Annotated in this window: 17 protein-coding genes; 8 read left to right on the plus strand and 9 right to left on the minus strand. The window is 70.2% G+C overall.

Features of this window, described 5'->3' with window-relative positions; all coding sequences use genetic code 11:
• Positions 1-120: 120 nt before the first annotated feature.
• The 3 genes from mshB to FRANCCI3_RS19520 form a co-directional block, all read right to left on the minus strand.
• Entirely contained in the window at positions 121-1,008 is an 888-nt protein-coding gene (mshB, locus tag FRANCCI3_RS19510; RefSeq protein ID WP_023840098.1) for an N-acetyl-1-D-myo-inositol-2-amino-2-deoxy-alpha-D-glucopyranoside deacetylase, read from the minus strand.
• A 100-nt stretch (positions 1,009-1,108) separates the two neighbouring features.
• Positions 1,109-2,971 carry a translational GTPase TypA gene (gene typA / locus FRANCCI3_RS19515; RefSeq protein WP_011438239.1) on the minus strand — a complete coding sequence of 621 codons (1,863 nt, stop codon included), beginning with the start codon at positions 2,969-2,971 and terminating at the stop codon, positions 1,109-1,111.
• A 289-nt stretch (positions 2,972-3,260) separates the two neighbouring features.
• Complete coding sequence (locus FRANCCI3_RS19520; RefSeq protein WP_011438240.1) at positions 3,261-3,764, minus strand: (deoxy)nucleoside triphosphate pyrophosphohydrolase; 504 nt, start codon at positions 3,762-3,764, stop codon at positions 3,261-3,263.
• 173 nt (positions 3,765-3,937) lie between these two features.
• On the opposite strand from FRANCCI3_RS19520, the gene FRANCCI3_RS19525 reads away from it, so the two are divergent.
• Positions 3,938-4,237 carry a 4a-hydroxytetrahydrobiopterin dehydratase gene (locus tag FRANCCI3_RS19525; RefSeq protein WP_011438241.1) on the plus strand — a complete coding sequence of 100 codons (300 nt, stop codon included), beginning with the start codon at positions 3,938-3,940 and terminating at the stop codon, positions 4,235-4,237.
• Between the two features lie 98 nt (positions 4,238-4,335).
• On the opposite strand, the gene FRANCCI3_RS19530 is transcribed toward FRANCCI3_RS19525, so the two are convergent.
• A complete protein-coding gene (locus FRANCCI3_RS19530; protein ID WP_011438242.1) occupies positions 4,336-4,710 on the minus strand; it encodes a DUF952 domain-containing protein in 375 nt (124 codons plus the stop codon).
• Positions 4,711-4,850: 140 nt separating this feature from the next.
• Between FRANCCI3_RS19530 and FRANCCI3_RS19535 the strand changes: the two genes are divergently transcribed.
• Positions 4,851-6,008, plus strand: coding sequence for a heparan-alpha-glucosaminide N-acetyltransferase domain-containing protein (locus FRANCCI3_RS19535; RefSeq protein ID WP_011438243.1), 1,158 nt, complete (start codon positions 4,851-4,853; stop codon positions 6,006-6,008).
• Positions 6,009-6,158: 150 nt separating this feature from the next.
• On the plus strand, positions 6,159-6,488 hold the full coding sequence (locus FRANCCI3_RS19540; protein ID WP_011438244.1) for a DUF6247 family protein: 330 nt from the start codon (positions 6,159-6,161) through the stop codon (positions 6,486-6,488).
• 188 nt (positions 6,489-6,676) lie between these two features.
• On the opposite strand, the gene ychF is transcribed toward FRANCCI3_RS19540, so the two are convergent.
• The gene (gene ychF, locus FRANCCI3_RS19545) at positions 6,677-7,753 is read right to left on the minus strand and encodes a redox-regulated ATPase YchF (RefSeq protein WP_011438245.1); all 1,077 of its coding nucleotides are present in this window, start codon (positions 7,751-7,753) and stop codon (positions 6,677-6,679) included.
• 188 nt (positions 7,754-7,941) lie between these two features.
• Between ychF and rmuC the strand changes: the two genes are divergently transcribed.
• The 3 genes from rmuC (at position 7,942) to FRANCCI3_RS19560 (ending at position 11,326) form a co-directional block, all read left to right on the plus strand.
• Entirely contained in the window at positions 7,942-9,423 is a 1,482-nt protein-coding gene (gene rmuC, locus FRANCCI3_RS19550) for a DNA recombination protein RmuC (RefSeq protein ID WP_011438246.1), read from the plus strand.
• A 116-nt stretch (positions 9,424-9,539) separates the two neighbouring features.
• Positions 9,540-10,109 (plus strand): DUF6542 domain-containing protein, encoded by a 570-nt coding sequence (locus FRANCCI3_RS19555; RefSeq protein ID WP_369808124.1) that lies wholly within the window; start codon positions 9,540-9,542, stop codon positions 10,107-10,109.
• A 371-nt stretch (positions 10,110-10,480) separates the two neighbouring features.
• Positions 10,481-11,326 carry a polysaccharide deacetylase family protein gene (locus tag FRANCCI3_RS19560; RefSeq protein WP_011438248.1) on the plus strand — a complete coding sequence of 282 codons (846 nt, stop codon included), beginning with the start codon at positions 10,481-10,483 and terminating at the stop codon, positions 11,324-11,326.
• Here FRANCCI3_RS19560 and FRANCCI3_RS19565 read toward each other — a convergent pair.
• Both FRANCCI3_RS19565 and glpX read right to left on the minus strand, forming a co-directional pair.
• Positions 11,230-12,093, minus strand: coding sequence for a sterol desaturase family protein (locus FRANCCI3_RS19565; RefSeq protein WP_011438249.1), 864 nt, complete (start codon positions 12,091-12,093; stop codon positions 11,230-11,232). The two genes, FRANCCI3_RS19560 and FRANCCI3_RS19565, sit on opposite strands and share 97 nt — an antisense overlap.
• Before the next feature lie 137 nt (positions 12,094-12,230).
• Positions 12,231-13,286, minus strand: coding sequence for a class II fructose-bisphosphatase (gene glpX, locus FRANCCI3_RS19570; protein ID WP_011438250.1), 1,056 nt, complete (start codon positions 13,284-13,286; stop codon positions 12,231-12,233).
• A gap of 386 nt (positions 13,287-13,672) precedes the next feature.
• On the opposite strand from glpX, the gene FRANCCI3_RS19575 reads away from it, so the two are divergent.
• Positions 13,673-14,248, plus strand: a complete 576-nt coding sequence (locus tag FRANCCI3_RS19575) for a DUF4245 domain-containing protein (protein WP_076804920.1) — start codon at positions 13,673-13,675, stop codon at positions 14,246-14,248.
• A 56-nt stretch (positions 14,249-14,304) separates the two neighbouring features.
• Here FRANCCI3_RS19575 and FRANCCI3_RS23675 read toward each other — a convergent pair whose 3' ends face one another.
• Positions 14,305-14,511 (minus strand): hypothetical protein, encoded by a 207-nt coding sequence (locus FRANCCI3_RS23675; protein WP_049760991.1) that lies wholly within the window; start codon positions 14,509-14,511, stop codon positions 14,305-14,307.
• A gap of 434 nt (positions 14,512-14,945) precedes the next feature.
• Here FRANCCI3_RS23675 and FRANCCI3_RS19585 point away from each other — a divergent pair, with 434 nt between their 5' ends.
• On the plus strand, positions 14,946-15,215 hold the full coding sequence (locus tag FRANCCI3_RS19585) for an exodeoxyribonuclease VII small subunit (RefSeq protein WP_011438253.1): 270 nt from the start codon (positions 14,946-14,948) through the stop codon (positions 15,213-15,215).
• 85 nt (positions 15,216-15,300) lie between these two features.
• Here FRANCCI3_RS19585 and xseA read toward each other — a convergent pair whose 3' ends face one another.
• Entirely contained in the window at positions 15,301-16,515 is a 1,215-nt protein-coding gene (gene xseA, locus FRANCCI3_RS19590) for an exodeoxyribonuclease VII large subunit (protein WP_035940986.1), read from the minus strand.
• Positions 16,516-16,609 lie beyond the last annotated feature (94 nt).

A 16,609-nucleotide genomic window follows, 5' to 3' on the forward strand; every position in this document is an offset into this window, starting at 1 on the left:
GCGGGCAGGCGAGCGGGCAGCAGACGATCGGCCAGCGGGCAGGCAGGCGGGCAGGCAGGCAGGCAGGCAGGCAGCAGACGATCGGGCCGGGGCGTCAGCGGGCCGGGGCACCGGAGCCGATCAGGGCTCGCACACGAGACCGGCGAACAGGTCCCGCTCCCGCCCGTCCGGACCGTCCCCCGGCCCCCGGGCGCCCTCGGCCAGCACGAAGTGCTCGACACTCCAGGCTCGCTGGCCGATGCCGTCGGCGAGCGCGAAAAAGAACCCGTCAACGCTCATCTGCGTCCGGTGCGACCGCATGGCGGCGATCTTCGCCTCGAAGAAGTGGGGAGCGGAGAGCTCGGTCGTGATGTCCGCATCGTCGACAAGCGTCACCCCCAACTCGTCCACGGACGTCAGACCCGCGAACGGGTTGCTCTCAGCGGCGGAATCGCGGAAGTACTCGAAGCCCGCGACGGCGCTCGATCGCGCCAGCGCCGTCTCGTAGCGCTTGGCGACCTGCCAGACCGAACCGGCCTGCGGGGCGAAGGACGGGTCGGCGGCGTCGGTGAAGGCCCGCCGGGTGAGTTCGTGGGCCCGAATGTGATCGGGGTGCCCGTAACCACCACGGGCGTCGTAGCTGACGAGCACCTGCGGCCGGACCTCGCGCACGATCCGCACCAGCTCCGCCGCGGCCTCGTCCAGGTCCGCCCGCCACAGGCAGCGGGGATGGTCGTTGGCGGGGGTGCCGATCATCCCACTGTCCCGCCAACGCCCGGGACCGCCAAGAAAGCGCTGGTCGGTGATGCCGAGCGCGGCGCAGGCACCGGCCAGCTCGCCGATCCGGTAGCCACCGAGCTGGTCGCCCCGATCCGCCCGCAGATGGATCAGCTCGGGCACCAGTACCTCCCCCTCCTCCCCCAACGTGCACGTCACGAGGGTGACGTGGGTGTCGGGGGAGGCGGCGTACGAGGCAAGCGCGATCCCCGTCGAGATCACCTCGTCATCGGGGTGGGCGTGCACGAACATCGCCCGCCGGGTGGGAAGTGGCGCAGTAGAGGGTGATGATGGGGTAGCTGTCGTCACATTGACGACCCTATGGGTAGCTTTGCCGCAATGTAGGGACCGCTCAGGCTCGGCGGCGGGAGCGGATCTTCTCGCGCTCGGCGGCGGTCAGCGCCACCTTGCGCAGACGCACGAAGCCCGGGGTGACCTCCACGCACTCGTCCTCGCGGCAGAACTCCAGCGCCTGCTCAAGGGTGAGTATCCGGTGCGGGGTGAGCCGGACCAGCTCGTCGCCGGTGGATGAACGCATGTTGGTGAGCTTCTTTTCCTTGGTCGGGTTGACGTCCATGTCGTCCGCCCGGGAGTTCTCACCCACGATCATGCCCTCGTAGACCTCGGTCGTCGGCCCGACGAACATCGTGCCGCGTTCCTGGAGGTTGAACAGGGCGTATGCGGTCGCCACCCCGCTGCGGTCGGCGACCATGGAGCCTGTCGCCCGGGTGCGCAGCTCCCCGAACCAGGGCTCGTACCGGTCGAAGACGTGGTGCAGCAGCCCGGTACCGCGGGTCTCGGTGAGGAACTCGGTCCGGAACCCGATCAGCCCGCGGGCCGGGACCAGGTACTCCAGCCGGATCCAGCCGGTGCCGTGGTTGACCATCTGCTCGACCCGGCCCTTGCGCAGCGCGAGCAGCTGGGTCAGCGTGCCGAGGAACTCCTCGGGCGCGTCGATGGTGAGGCGCTCCACCGGCTCGTGGATCTTACCGTCGACAGTGCGGGTGACGACCTGCGGCTTGCCGACGGTCAGCTCGAAGTCCTCGCGCCGCATCAGCTCGACAAGCACGGCGAGCTGCAGCTCCCCGCGGCCCTGCACCTCCCAGGTGTCCGGCCGCTCGGTGGGCAGGACCCGGATCGACACGTTGCCGACGAGCTCGGCGTCCAGCCGGTTCTTGACCAGCCGCGCCGTCAGCTTCTTGCCGGAACGGCCGGCGAGCGGGGAGGTGTTGATGCCGATCGTCATGCTGATGGACGGTTCGTCAACGGTGATAACCGGCAGCGGCCGGGGATCATCGGCGTCGGCGAGGGTCTCCCCGATCGTGATGTCGGGGATGCCGGCGATGGCGATGATGTCGCCCGGCCCGGCCGACTCCGCCGGTACCCGCTCGAGCGCCTGCGTCATCAGCATCTCGCTGATCTTGACGCGCTGCTGGCTGCCGTCGGCCCGGCACAGCGTCGCCGGCTGACCACGCTTGATCGTGCCGTTGTGCACCCGGCACAGCGCGAGCCGGCCGAGGTACGGGGACGCGTCGAGGTTGGTGACCAGGGCTTGCAGCGGCGAGTCAGGATCAAACGACGGCGCCGGCACGGTCTCCAGCAGAAGGTCGAACAGCGGCTTGAGATCGGGTGAGTCCGGGCTCACCCCGTCGGCCGGGCGGGTGGTGGAGGCACGACCCGCCTTCGCGTTGCAGTAGACGATCGGGAAGTCGATCTGGTCCTCGTCGGCGTCGAGGTCGAGGAAGAGCTCGTAGGTCTCGTCAACCACCTCGGCGATCCGGGCGTCCGACCGGTCCACCTTGTTGATGACGAGCACCACCGGCAGCCGCGCCGCGAGCGCCTTGCGCAGGACGAAGCGCGTCTGGGGCAGCGGGCCCTCGCTCGCGTCCACGAGCAGCAGGACGCCGTCGACCATCGACAGGCCACGCTCGACCTCACCGCCGAAGTCGGCGTGACCGGGCGTGTCAACGATGTTGATCGTGATGTCGCCGTAACGGACCGCGGTGTTCTTCGCGAGGATCGTGATGCCCTTCTCACGCTCCAGGTCCATCGAGTCCATCACGCGGTCGGTGAGCTCGGCATGCTCGCCGAACGCGCCGGACTGGCGCAGCATGGCGTCGACGAGGGTGGTCTTGCCGTGGTCGACGTGGGCGATGATTGCCACGTTTCGAAGATCGGCACGAAGAGACACGGTGATGCGCTCCGGGGCGGACATGGGGTTCGCGACCCCGCAACAACGACGACGTCACCGCATGAAACGACGGTAACGCATGAACCGGTGACGCGAACGTTCTGGCGAGTGTCCGCCATGGTGTCGGCGCCGCGGCACGACGATCTGCCCGTCACGCGTACACCGGCAACGGTCGCACCGCCACTCATGGTACGGGTGCACCCATGGCACGGATGCACCCATGGCACGGATGCCTCGGCCACAACGAGCTTCACCGGTCCGGGGCTTCACCGGTCCGCGACCTCCCGTCGCCGACCTTCAGAAGAGTCGACGTTCAGAAGAGCGATCCGGGAGTCGACAGCACGCGGCGCAGCTCCGCCACCAGGGGACCGTCGGCCGGCATCCACCGGACATCGTCCAGTTCGGCCACGCCGAGCCAGCGCAGCTCGTCATGTTCGACGAGCCGGGGCTGCTGGCGCGTCACCCGGCCGAGCCACACCCGCAGCACCCATCCGGGGCTGGACAGCCCGACCTCACCGAGCGGCGGACCGACCTCGATCTCGACGTCGAGCTCCTCCCGGCACTCCCGGACGAGCGCGTCGAGCTCGTGCTCGCCGGGCTCGACCTTGCCGCCCGGAAACTCCCACATCCCGGCGTAGGGATGCGGTTCCCGGCGCCGGGCGGCCAGCACCCGGCGATCATCGTCGAGCAGCGCGACGGCGACGACCAGACGTCCCTTCACCACCGGGGAGTCGGTGCCGTCCCGGTCCTCGGGTGTTCCACGCCGTCGTCCATGGGTAGAAGGGAGGGCATCCAAGCCCTCCACATCCGCGTTCATGGTGCCGGACTCTCCCAGAGTCCGGCCAGCCGTGGATCCGTTCCCGGCGGATCGTGTCTGATGACCCTTTCGGGTGGCTCCACCAAGACGGCTCGCCGAGCGGCGGGACGCGGACCGCAAGCCAGAGAATCCAAGCCAGAGAATCAGAGAATCACCAGCCGGAGGGAATCGGTATGCCGAGCAGACTGGACACCACCGAAGTCGCCGGGGCGCTGGCGGCACTACCCGGCTGGATCGGCGACGCCGACCGGATCCAGTTGGAGATCATGCTGGACGGGGACGAGGCCGACGCGATCGTGGCCGAGGTCATGCAGGCAGCGGACGTGATGAACCATCATCCGGTCGTCGAGCGGGGCCCGGGAACAACGACCTTCACGGTCTGGACCCACTCGGTCGGCGGCGTCACCGAACTGGACGTGGCCCTGGCCCGCAGGATCTCACAGATCCTGCGCTCTGCCGGCGTCTCGTACTGAGCGCTCGTACCGAACAGATGTCTCGTACCGAACAGATGTCTCGTACCGAACAGACGTCTCGTACCGAACAGACGTCTCGTACCGAACAGATGTGGAGATCACCAGAGACTGGGCAGCACCCGGAAGACACCATCCGGATCAGGCGGGAACGGTACGACGATCGTCACCGCTGCGGTGTCGATCGTCCCGTAGAGATGCGGGAAGAGCTCCCCTGGCGCGGGCGTGCCCCCAGCGGGCGCCTGGCCGGCGGGCGTCACGGGCGCCGGCGGCTCCCAGCGCAGCTCCGCGCTCAGCCGCTCCGGGTTGACGACGACCAGCAGCAGGTCCGCACGCCCGGCGTAGTACCGGTTCGCGGTTGCCACGGCCTGCTCCGGGGCGGAGAAATGGATGAACCCCTCGGATGCCAGGCTCGCCGGGCGGTACCCGTCAGCCCCGGCCGCCCACTCGGACCGGCCCACCAGATGGCAGATCACGCCATCCTCCTCTCCTCGCCACTCATCGGTCGTTGACTGCCGAGCCACGGTCGCGGTGCCCGTGTCGGCCCGGGAACGCTCCCGGCGGGCCGGACGAAACCCACCTCCGCCCGAAGACCAGTCTGAAGGGCGTGCCCGCGATGCTTCAGCCCCGTCACCCGCAGGCCGCCGGGGAAAGCCGCCTACGCGGAGTCGACGCGGCGCGGGGCCTCGCCCTGATCGGCATGGTCGCGACGCACATCTATCCCGCGGTCGGGGATGACGGGGCGGTGACCCCCGCGCATCTGCTCGCCGCCGGCCGGGCCTCGGCGGCCTTCGCGGTACTCGCCGGGGTGGCGCTGGCGCTGTCGACCGGCCGGCTGCCGGCGCCACAGGCGCGCGCGTCGACCGTGGCACGAGCGGTCTGCATCGGGACGATCGGCCTCGCCCTCGGCTACACCCACTCCGGCATCGCGGTGATCCTCTGTTACTACGCGCTGATGTTCATCCTGGCCGTGCCGCTGCTGCGGGCTCCGGTCGCAGCGCTGGTCGTCGTCACGGTGCTGGCGTTCGCGGTCGTCCCGGCCGCGGGCCTCCTCAGCCGGGACCATCTGCCGCCCCCGACCCTTGCCGACCCGACCTTCGGCCGGGCGTTCACCCACCCGGTGAACCTGACTCTGGAGATGGGCTTCACCGGCTTCTATCCGGCGCTTGCCTGGCTCGGGTATCTCTGCGTGGGACTCGCGGTCGGCCGGCTGGATCTACGGTCCACGCGGGTCGCCGCCGCCCTGCTCGCGGGGGGTGGCACGATCGCCGCGGCGGCGTCGCTGGTCTCCTGGGCCCTGCTCCGGCACGCCGCGGGCATGGCCGCACTCGAATCCGTCGATCCCGTCGAGGTCGCGGGAGTCGGGCCGCTGCCGGTGCGGTCCATCCTCGACGCCGGGCTGTACGGCAGCACCCCGACGAACACCTGGTGGTGGCTGGCCGTCGACACCCCGCACTCGTCCACGCCCGTCGATCTGCTGCACACCGGCGCGGCCGCGGTCGCCCTGCTCGGGTTCGTCCTGCTCCTGAGCCGGCTGCTGCCGCCCCTGATGCTGATCCCGCTCGTCGCCGTCGGATCGATGACGCTGACCCTCTACTGCACCCACGTGATCGTGATGTCCGCCTCCTTCCTCCCCGCGGATCCGACGCCGTCCTTTCTGCTCCAGGCGGCCGTAGCCCTGACCGTCGCCACCGCCTGGCGGGCGAGCGGGGCGCGAGGACCGGCCGAGGCGATCGTCGCCGCGGCCACCCGGGGCACCCGGCAGCTCGTTTAGCGCGGTGACCACGGCCGCCGGAGATCTTCAGGCCGCGGCCACAGCCTCGCTGTAGAGGCGGACGTTGATCCCAAAGCTACTTCCGGACTCGTATTCCTTCGCGGTCCGGCCATAGCGGTCGGGAGGCTGCGCCGGGCGAGAATCAATCTCATGAGTGCGGATGTCACGATCCCCTCGTACGGGGTACGCAACCGGGTTGAGCGCACCGGTCCGGCGGTCCGGGCCGCGCTCAGGCCTGACCATCGTGCCGAGTTCGAAGCCGAGTTCCACGCGGCGGCTGTCGAGGCCGACGACGCCCTTGACCTGGCGCCGCTGCACCGGGTCATTGACCGCTGGTGGCCTCAGGCCGTGCTTTGCGCCAACCCGGAGATCCAGGCGGGCATCGACGAGGACCGACGCCGCATTGCCGCCGGCGATCCGACCGTGATCGCCGAAATCTGGTACCCACCCGGCCATCCGCACCCGTCACGCACGGTCTGATGACTGCCTAAAACGTGACGATCAGTGGATAGCAACCTTCGGTGACGGTTGGAGACTCATCGTCTATACCATTGAAGATAGATAGATCATTATCACCGTGCTTCGCGTGATCTGGTTGAACGGCCGCGGTCTCAACAGGCATGTCGCCACGCGGTAGGTGCTTCTCATCACACGGGAACGGCCCCTGATCAGACGTTGAAGCGGAACTCCACGACGTCGCCGTCGGCCATCACGTAGTCCTTGCCCTCCATGCGCACCTTGCCGGCCGCGCGGGCGGCGGCCATCGAACCGGCCGCGATCAGGGCGTCGTACGAGACGATCTCGGCCTTGATGAAGCCGCGCTGGAAGTCGGTGTGGATGGCCCCGGCGGCCTCCGGCGCGGTCGCCCCGGCTCTGATGGTCCAGGCCCGGGCCTCCTTCGGGCCTGCCGTCAGGAACGTCTGGAGCCCCAGGGTGTGGAAACCGATCCGGGCCAGCTGGGCAAGGCCGCTCTCCTCCTGGCCGAGCGAGGCCAGCAGCTCCGCGGCGTCGGCCTCGTCGAGCTCGGCCAGTTCGGCCTCGACCTTGGCGCACAGCACGATCGCGTCCGCGGGCGCGACGGAGCCGACAAGTTCCTTGCGCCGACCGGGATCGGCGAGGACGTCCTCGTCGACGTTGAAGACGTAGAGGAAGGGCTTGGCGGTGAGCAGGAAAAGCTCCCGCAGGGCGTCGCGATCGATCTTCGGTTCCGAGGACAGCGTGCGGCCGGCGTCAAGCACCTCGCGCGCGGCCTTCACCGCGGCCAGCAACGGCTGCTTCGCCTTGTCGGCACGGGCCTCCTTCTCCAGCTTCGGCAGGCGCGCGTCAACGGTCTGCAGATCGGCGAGGATCAGCTCGGTGTTGATCGTCTCGATGTCGTCGGCCGGGTCGACCCTGCCCTCGACGTGCACCACGTCGGGGTCGGAGAACACCCGGACGACCTGGCAGACCGCGTCGGACTCGCGGATGTTCGCGAGGAAGCGGTTACCCAGGCCCTGCCCCTCGGACGCGCCTCGGACCAGACCGGCGATGTCCACGAAGCTGACCGTGGCCGGCACCGTCCGGGCGCTGTCGTAGAGCTTCGCGAGCTCGCCGAGACGCGGATCGGGCACCCCGACCACGCCCACGTTCGGCTCGATCGTCGCGAACGGGTAGTTCGCGGCCAGCACCTCATTGCGCGTCAGGGCGTTGAACAACGTGGACTTGCCGACGTTGGGCAGCCCGACGATCCCGATCGACAAGCCCATGGCCGGTCAGTCTACGGACCTCACGGCTACGGACCTCACGGCTACAGGCCCCACGGCTACAGGCCCCACGGCTACTAGGCCCCACGGCCGCTCGCCGGGAAGGGCCCGGCCGGGCAGCTTCCCGGCCGGGGACCGTCTCACCGCGAAACCGCGCGAAACTGTCGGAGGGCCGTGATTGCCTCTCTCCCGTGGACACGACCAGCGCGCTGCTGGCCCTGATCGGGCTGGCTCTCGGCGCCATGGGCGGATTCGCCGCCGCGCGCCGCTTCGCCGAGCCGCGGGTTGCCGCGCTCACGGCTGCGCACGCCACCGCCGTGCGGGAGCGCGACCAGGCCCGGGAGACCGCCGCCGCCGCTGCCGAGCGTGCGATGCTGGCCGAGTCGGACGTGTCCAGCCTGCGCACCGCGCTGGAGTACGAGCAGCGAGCGGCGGGCGAGCGGGTGGCGCTGGTCGAGCAGAGCCAGGACCGGCTTGCCGAGAGCTTCCGAGCGCTGTCCGCGCAGGCTCTGGAGGGCGCGAGCCGTCAGCTGGTAGAGCTGGCCTCCGCCCGGCTGGACGAGGCCGGCGCCCGCGCCCGCGGCGACCTCGACGCCCGTCGTTCGGCGGTCGAGAGCATGGTGACGCCGCTGCGGGAGGCTCTCGGGCGGATGGAGGACCGGCTGCGGGAGCTGGAGACCGCGCGCACTGAGGCCTACGCGGCACTCGTCGAGCAGGTGCGGTTCGCCCGCGAGGCGTCGGAGAACCTCCGGTCGCAGACCGCCGCGCTCGTGACCGTGCTGCGCCGGCCCCAGGCCCGCGGTGCCTGGGGCGAGATGCAGCTGCGCCGGGTGGCGGAGGTGGCCGGCATGCTCAACCGCTGCGACTTCACCGAGCAGATGACGATCCAGGGCGACGACGGCCCGCAACGGCCCGACATGGTCGTCCACCTTGCCGGTGGCCGCAACGTGGTCGTCGACGCGAAGGTTCCGCTCAGCGCGTTCCTGGAGGCCGCCGACACGACGGACGAGGAGCATCGCGCGCGCCGGATGGCCGCCCATGCCCGCCATCTGCGTGCGCATGTCGACGGCCTCGGCGCCAAGTCCTACTGGCGGCGGCTGCCGTCATCCCCGGAGTTCGTGGTGCTCTTCGTCCCCGCCGAGGCGTTCCTGGCCCCTGCCCTCGATCACGATCCCGGCCTGCTCGAACACGCCGCAGGCAAGAAGGTCATCATCGCCACCCCAACCACGCTGATCGCTATGCTGCGGACCATCGCCCACGCTTGGACTCAGGATGCGCTGACCGCACGGACGAAGGAGATCTTCGAGCTGGGTCGCGACCTCTACACCCGCCTCGGCACCCTGGGCGAACACGTCGATCGCCTCGGTCGCTCGCTCGGCCGGGCGGTGGGGGACTTCAACGCCACCGTCGGCTCGTTGGAAAGCCGGGTGCTGACCCCCGCCCGCCGGCTCGCGGCCATGGAAGTCGTCGAGGCGGGGCTCCCCAGTCCGGTTCCGGTAGAGACCGGCGTGCGGCCGCTGTCCGCCGCCGAGCTCCTGAGGAGCACCGGGGAGGGCGCGACGACCGGGCGGGGTGGCGCCATGGAGGACCCCGGAATCGATGTCGGGTACCAGACCCCTGACGGCGCAGATCCGGCCAGATGGGACGCGAACGACCAGCATAAGGAGGATTAAGCAACGGAAAGCAGTGAGATCGACACCGAAAGCTCAAATGCGAGAGCCGATGCGCATGTCTGGTGCATCGCCCTGACGCATTGGAAATCTGCGGGCGGTACCTTGCCTTCGTGAGTGTGCCGCCTCACCGGCAGTCGGCCGGACCGCCGGGCAGATCCGCACGCGCTCGCGGGCATGATGATCTGTACGCTCGCAGCTCGCGCGGTCGGGCGAGTGGGCCGCCACCCACGCTGTTCACGGGCAGCCGCCGGGGCCTCACCGCGCTCGGCACCGGCATCCTCGTCCTCGTCATCGGTGGGCTCGGTGCCATCGCGGACTCCGCGATCTTCGGTTCCCTGAAGTTCGCCTTCGGCGTGCTGTTCATCGGCTCGTGCGTCCTCGCCGCGGTCCGCGTGCATGCGGATGACCTCATCGGCGTGGTGATCATGCCGCCGCTCGCCTACGCGCTCATCACCCTCGGCGTCGGCTACCTGAACCCCGCGGCCGGGAACGGCGGCTCCGGCCTGCGCAACAAGGCCATCGATGTCGGCTCGGAGATGATCCTTCACGCTCCGATCCTGCTGACGGCCTTCATCCTGGTAGTCGTCATCGCGCTCTTCCGGGGTCGCCGCGCCCAAGTGGCGCGCCGCGAGCGGCAACGTTCCCTCGCGCAGTCGTCCGCCGAGCGCCGACGCCGGCCGCTGTAGCCCGGACCGCCGCTTCCCCACGCCGCTTCCCCACGCCAGGTCGGCCGTACCGCCACAACCACCCCACAAGCAAATCCATGCCATCAATAAAAACAATAAAAGGCATGTAGATGGAACGGCCGACGACAAACACCGGCAACGCGACGGAACCTATTGCCACAGCTCGTGCTAGATTCCATGCCGCATCACGCACCCACCGTTCAGGTGCACTTCCACTGGCATATCGGGTGCCGCATCCCCGGAGGCGGCGGACGTAGGGAGGCCCGCTTGTCGTGCACGTCTCACGCTTTCTCCGGCGAGCACGTCCCGTCCGTTGGTGAGCCGGTCGGGCCCCGGTGACCGCCAGTCCCTGCTCAGCGGGACGAACGCCGATGATCCCGATGTTGCGCTACCGGTCTCTCGACACGCAGCCGCCACGCGGCCCGCGACGTCGGCTAATCCCCTTCACGACCTTCATGCGGCACTGCGCCCTCATCGCCGCCTCCGGCCGGCAGGCGCTCACCGTGTCGAAATATGCCGCGTCCCTGCGCGCGGCCACCGCGCCGGCCAACCCGGTCATCATCACCTTCGACGACGGCGGCGTGGAAACCTTGAAGGCTCTCCGCCGACTGGCCGAGACGGGTCTGACGGCGACGGTATTCGTGACCAGTTCACGGGTCGGTGATCCGGGCTATTTCAACCGGACCGACCTGCATCGAATACGGGGTCTCGGGATAGAAATCGGCGGGTCCGGTCACACCGGACGGCGGCTGGACGAACTGGCGCGGACCGACGTGATCGCCGAACTGACGCTGTCGCGTCGCCGGCTGGCCGTGGCGACCGGGGACGAACCTCGCACGTTCGCCTACCCCCTCGGCGGATACGACCTGTCCGTACGCCAGCTTGTGATCTCGGCCGGCTACAGTTCGGCCTGCGCGGTACGCGACGTCCTCTCGCATCCCGCCGACGACCGCTTCGCCCTCGCCCGGTTGACCGTCGAGGCGAACACACCCGACAGCCGGCTTCGCGCGTGGTTGGAAGGCGTCGGGCGGCCCGCGCCGCCTCCCACGGTGCCACGGACCCACACCCATCGGCTTCGGCGCGCGGCCCGCCCGCCTGGTCTTTTCACCCCCAGGCTCGGTCAGCCCGATCCTGGCCCGGTGACCGGCACCGGGGACCCGGGCGGCCTCGCATCCCCCGACCTCAGCTGGCCATCACCGGCCCTGCCGGAGCACTGAGCAGTCCGAACAAACTGAGCAGTCCGAACAAACTGAGCAGACGGGGTGGCGGCAGGACGGCTGGCTGCGGTGGTACCCCGCCCGCGGGCGGTCGGCGAGAGTGCCACGGCGTCCCGCGGCGGATCGGTGCGCAGGGCCAGATCACCGAGCGGACTGGTCACCCCGAGCCAGTACCGCTCGTTGCGGTAGTGGTGCAGACGATGCCCTCGCCACAGCCGCCGGTAGTAGGCCGTGCGCGGGGGGACCCGGGTATGGATGAGGAAATGCGTCCAGTCGTAGACGAGCGCACCCATCCCGAGGCAGAGCGCGCCGGTCGCCGCCCATGGCGGCCCGAGCAACGCAGGCGCCGCGACGGCGACGGTTCCGCTGATCACCTCGCGGGGGCGCAGGAACATCGTGTCGAGGTTGGTCGGATCGCGATGATGCTGCTCGTGCCCGTATCCGGCAAGTTGGTAACCGATCGATCCCAGCCGACCGCCCGGCCGGGCGTGGAGCAGTATCCGGTGCACACTCCACTCGACGAAGGGCTGCGCCGCCACGGCGGCCACCGCGACGCCGGTGTCCCGGATCCGCCACGGGCCTCGGACCACCCGCAGGACGGCAAGCGCCCCCACGCAACCAAGCAGAACGGGGGGCCGTGGATGGCGCAGGAACCTGTGTGCCGCACCCACCAGCGTCCGGACCTCCGCGGCGCTGCCGTGCGGTCCCGGGGGGTCGAGGCGCGCGAACACCCTCGCGGGGACGGACGGTCGCGGGTAGTGCACCATGCGACCACCTCCCGACCAGATCGGAGTCGGAACGGACCAGGAACAGCATGGAAACTGTACGGAACTCCGACCGGACCGGCGACTTGGATCGAAGCTGCGACCGGGACAGCGGCGGCTCAGAACGGGACAGCGGCGGCTCAGAACGGAACGGTGGAGTACGCCTGCAGCTTGGTGAGCTGATGCTGGCTGTCCACCCGGCGGATGGTGCCCGAGCGTGACCGCATCACCAGCGAGGACGTGTTTGCCCCGCCCGGCCGGTACCGCACCCCGGCGAGCAGTTCGCCGTCCGTGATGCCGGTCGCCACGAAGAAGACGTTGTCACTGTCGACGAGGTCCCGGGTGGACAGTACCCGGGCCGGGTCGCCCCCGAGGTCGGCAACCTTGCGATACTCCGCGTCGTCCCGCGGCCACAGCCGGCCCTGGATCACTCCACCCAGGCAGGTCACGGCGCAGGCCGTGATGATCCCCTCGGGAGTGCCGCCGATCCCCAGCAGCAGGTCCACGCCGGTGTCCGCCGAGGCAGCCATCACCGCTCCGGCGACGTCGCCGTCGGAGATCAGCTTAACCCGGGCGCCGGCCGCCCTGATCTGCTCGACCAGTTGGCTGTGCCGGGGCCGGTCCAAGACCACCACGGTGACGTCCCGCGGGAGGATCTCCTTGGCCTTCGCCACGGCGCGGATGTTGTCCTCCACCGAGGCCGCGATATCCACCACCCCGGCCGCCTCCGGGCCGGTGACCAGCTTCTCCATGTAGAAACACGCGCTCGCGTCGTACATCGAGCCACGCTCGCTGACCGCCATGACCGAGATGGCGTTATTCATCCCCTTGGAGGTCAGCGTCGTACCGTCCACGGGATCCACGGCGACGTCGCATTCGGGGCCCTCGCCCGAACCGACCACCTCGCCGTTGAACAGCATGGGGGCCTCGTCCTTCTCCCCCTCGCCGATCACGACGACCCCGCGCATCGAGACGGTGCCGACCAGTCGACGCATCGCGTCGACGGCGGCCCCGTCCGCGCCGTTCTTGTCGCCACGGCCGACCCAGCGCGCCGCGGCGAGCGCGGCTGCCTCGGTTACCCGGACGAGTTCGAGCGCGAGGTTGCGATCCGGAGCCTGCCCTTGCACGGCCAGCGTGTCGGGCACGGACGAGGCGTCGGAAGGCCTGGAGGCGGAGGATTCAGCAGTGGAAGACACGGCCCCGAGCCTAGTTCGGGAGCCCCGTCGGCGCCCGAACTAGGCCCGGAGTGACGCCGAATATACCTCCATGACCCTATCCCGCCGCGAAGGTGCGCCCGCGGCCGTCCGGCAAATCCGGCCTGTCGTCGACACGACATCTCGAATCCGCCGAAGAGGCACGCAACCTTCAACCCGGTGCGCGCGTCCAACGGAGCATCGGGCAGCCGTCACGCGGAGGGGGCGTGACGGCTGCCCGGCAGGCCCCGATCTGGCCGGTTTCTCGCCCCGCACTCCCCGATAAGGCCCTCCAGCCGGGCGAGAGTCTGAACACACCACCACCCCCGCGAGCCGCCCAGACGTGGTCCGGGTGCCCATTCGGGGGTTCGGACCTGGAAGATGGGGACGTGGCACGACGACGCGGTCAGGAAACGATCAGAGACATGGCGCTCTCTCTCGCCGTGGTCATGGCGGGTGTCCTGCTCTTCGTCGTCTTCGTCATGCCCCGCGGAGGCGACGAGCCCGCGGTCAAGGTCGTCGCGACGAGTGAGCCGATGGCGGCGTTCGCCCGCCAGGCGCCCTACTCCCCGCTCGGGCCGGCTGGCCTGCCCTCCTCCTGGAAGCCGACCTCCATCCGCCTGACGCTGCCCACCGGTGGTGGCGATGGTGGTCCCGCCGAGGCGACGATCGGCTACGTCGTCGATCGGCCCGACCATCGGACGTTCGCCCGCTTCGTCGAGAGCAACGCTCCCACCGCGGTCCAGCGGATCCTGGGGAACCGACCGGCCAACGGCACGGTCGATGTGGAAGGCGTCGCCTGGCAGCAGCGCCGGGACGGCGATGGGCATCTCGCGCTCACCCGAACCGACGGCGACGTCACCGTGATCGTGGATGACGGAGGCGGCAAAGGCGGGGCGAATCAGGCCGATCTGGTCACCCTCGCCGCGTCACTGCGACCGGTCGTTCCCGCCGCCACGAACTGATCGGGCCGCCGGTACGGGCCCGGTCGATGCAAGCCGCCCGGTCAGCGCGAACCCGGTCAGCGCTGGACGGCGGCCGCGATGACGGGAGGCCGTGCGGGCGCGACGGCCGTTGCGGCCGGTGGCTGGCCCCCACCCTCCAGAGCGGTGGCGGCGGGGATGAGAATCGCCATGCCGATGACCAGCCCGGCCGCCCGACGTAGCAGCGGGCCCGTCGCCGGCATCCGCCATCCGAGGTGGGCGCCGCCAACCCGCGTCCCGATCATCCCACCCCTCGGCACGGCGCCCACGGCGGCAACCGAAGGCGGAGCGTGCTCTCGGGCGAGGTCGCCGAGAGGTCTGCGACGAGGCGTCGGGCGTAGCGCGGGCATTGCTACCTCCGGACTGGATGTCCTACGGGTAACGGCCGGTGTGCCAGGCCGGTCTGGTCCGTCTCGGACCGCGACCGGCCTGAAACGCCATGCAGTGACCTTGTACTATGGATCTCCACCGGACCGGCCGGGTTCAGCCATGATTGTTCCTTGTTGGATATCATGTTGGTCAGGCGGAGGGGAAATCGCCACGCCGGCGCCTCCTAGCCGCCGGGTCGCCCAACGGTGGATGCCGGGTCGGGACCGACCCGAAACCGCGCGGTCACGGATTGAGCGGACATCGTTATAGAGGATTGTGGAAGATAGAGGGTTGTGGAGGCGGCACGGAGGTGGCCATGCCCGAAGCATTCAACGACGGCCCTACCGGTCACACATCGGGCTCCGCCGATGTCCTCCCGCCGGGCGTCCCGGCCCCACCGGTCACCTACGAGGTCGCGCGGGCCGAACTCGAGGAGGTCGTCCGCCGGCTGGAGGCCGGCGGGGTGAGTTTGGAGGAGTCACTGATCCTCTGGGAACGGGGCGAGGGGCTCGCCAAGACCTGTCAGGCACTGCTCGACGGCGCCCGCGCTCGACTGGCCGCGGCGACTCCACTCTCCTGAGCGTCTCCTGATCTCCTGGACGTCTCCTGATCTCCTGATCTCCTGAGCGAGCGGCCCCTCCAGCCGACCGGGCCGCCGGGCCTGCTCAGCCGTCCACGACCGTCGCGCGCAGCGTTCCGCCCGCCACCCGGATGGCGAGCCCGTCCCCGGCCGCAACCTCGGCAGGTCCGCGCACAACCGCACCATCCACGGTGCGCTGCACCACGGCGTACCCGCGGTCGAGGGTCGCCGCCGGCGACAGCGCGCGCATCCGGGCGCGGGTGGCGGCCAGATCGTTCCCGGTCACATCTATCACGTGGCGGACGCAGCGGCGCGAACGGGCGAGGAGCGCCGACACGTCGTCCGCTCTGCGGTCCACGTCGCGCGTGGGCGTTGCGAGCACGGGGCGTCCCCGGGTGTCCGCCAGCCAACGTTCCTCCCGGTCGAGTCGGTGCTCGACGACCCGCCGGGCCCGGGCCCGCAGCTGGGCGACCGCGATCGCCTGCTCACCGACGTCCGGCACCACCCTCTTCGCCGCGTCCGTCGGCGTGGAGGCGCGGACGTCGGCGACGAAATCGAGCAAAGGGGTGTCCTGCTCGTGTCCGATTGCCGACACCACCGGGGTACACGCGGCCACGACAGCCCGCAGCAGCGCCTCGTCGGAGAAGGGCAGCAGATCCTCCAGCGACCCGCCGCCACGAGCGATGACGATCACTTCCACCTCGGCGCGCGCGTCGAGTTCCCGCAGCGCGTCGATGACCTGGGCGACCGCGAGAGGCCCCTGGACGGCCACCTCTCGTAACACGATGCGCACCGCCGGCCAGCGACGGCGCGCGTTCTCGACCACGTCCCGCTCCGCCGCGCTGGCCCGCCCGGTGATCAGACCGACGGCCGCCGGGAGGAACGGAGGACGCCGCTTACGGGACGCGGCGAACAGCCCCTCGGCCGCCAGCGTGGCCTTGAGCTGTTCGAGCCGGGCCAGCAGCGCACCGGCGCCGAGCGGGCGAATCTCAACAACCGCAAGGGCCAGCGTGCCTCGGCCGGGGTGGAACGACGGCTTGCCCCACACCACGACGCGGGCCCCGTCGACGAGCGCCGGCCCCACCGCGTCGCACACCGCGCGCGGGCAGGTGACCCGCAGGGACACGTCGGCGACCGGGTCCCGCAGGGTGAGGAAGACCGTTCCCATCCCGGGACGGCGAACGATCCCGGTCACCTGCCCCTCGACCCACACCCGCCCCAGCCGGTTGATCCAGTCTCCCAGCGCGCGCGACACGCTGCGGACCGGCAGCGGCTGTTCCGGGGACGATGTCAGTGCCACCCGGGCACCGTAACCTCGCCCACAACCACGCCCCACAACCACGCCCCACAACCACGCCCCACAGCCTCACCCCACAGCCTCACCCCACAACGGT

Origin of the sequence: Frankia casuarinae (assembly GCF_000013345.1) — a bacterium.
GTDB lineage: Bacteria > Actinomycetota > Actinomycetes > Frankiales > Frankiaceae > Frankia > Frankia casuarinae.

Excerpts from the sequence above, each read along its gene's own strand:
- FRANCCI3_RS19525 (WP_011438241.1), top strand. The coding sequence starts at position 3,938 with ATGCCGAGCAGACTGGACACCACCGAAGTCGCCGGGGCGCTGGCGGCA.
- ychF (WP_011438245.1), bottom strand. The coding sequence starts at position 7,753 with ATGGGCTTGTCGATCGGGATCGTCGGGCTGCCCAACGTCGGCAAGTCC.
- FRANCCI3_RS19540 (WP_011438244.1), top strand. The coding sequence starts at position 6,159 with ATGAGTGCGGATGTCACGATCCCCTCGTACGGGGTACGCAACCGGGTT.
- FRANCCI3_RS19520 (WP_011438240.1), bottom strand. The coding sequence starts at position 3,764 with ATGAACGCGGATGTGGAGGGCTTGGATGCCCTCCCTTCTACCCATGGA.
- FRANCCI3_RS19560 (WP_011438248.1), top strand. The coding sequence starts at position 10,481 with ATGATCCCGATGTTGCGCTACCGGTCTCTCGACACGCAGCCGCCACGC.
- mshB (WP_023840098.1), bottom strand. The coding sequence starts at position 1,008 with ATGTTCGTGCACGCCCACCCCGATGACGAGGTGATCTCGACGGGGATC.
- FRANCCI3_RS19565 (WP_011438249.1), bottom strand. The coding sequence starts at position 12,093 with ATGGTGCACTACCCGCGACCGTCCGTCCCCGCGAGGGTGTTCGCGCGC.
- typA (WP_011438239.1), bottom strand. The coding sequence starts at position 2,971 with ATGTCCGCCCCGGAGCGCATCACCGTGTCTCTTCGTGCCGATCTTCGA.
- FRANCCI3_RS23675 (WP_049760991.1), bottom strand. The coding sequence starts at position 14,511 with ATGATCGGGACGCGGGTTGGCGGCGCCCACCTCGGATGGCGGATGCCG.
- FRANCCI3_RS19535 (WP_011438243.1), top strand. The coding sequence starts at position 4,851 with ATGCTTCAGCCCCGTCACCCGCAGGCCGCCGGGGAAAGCCGCCTACGC.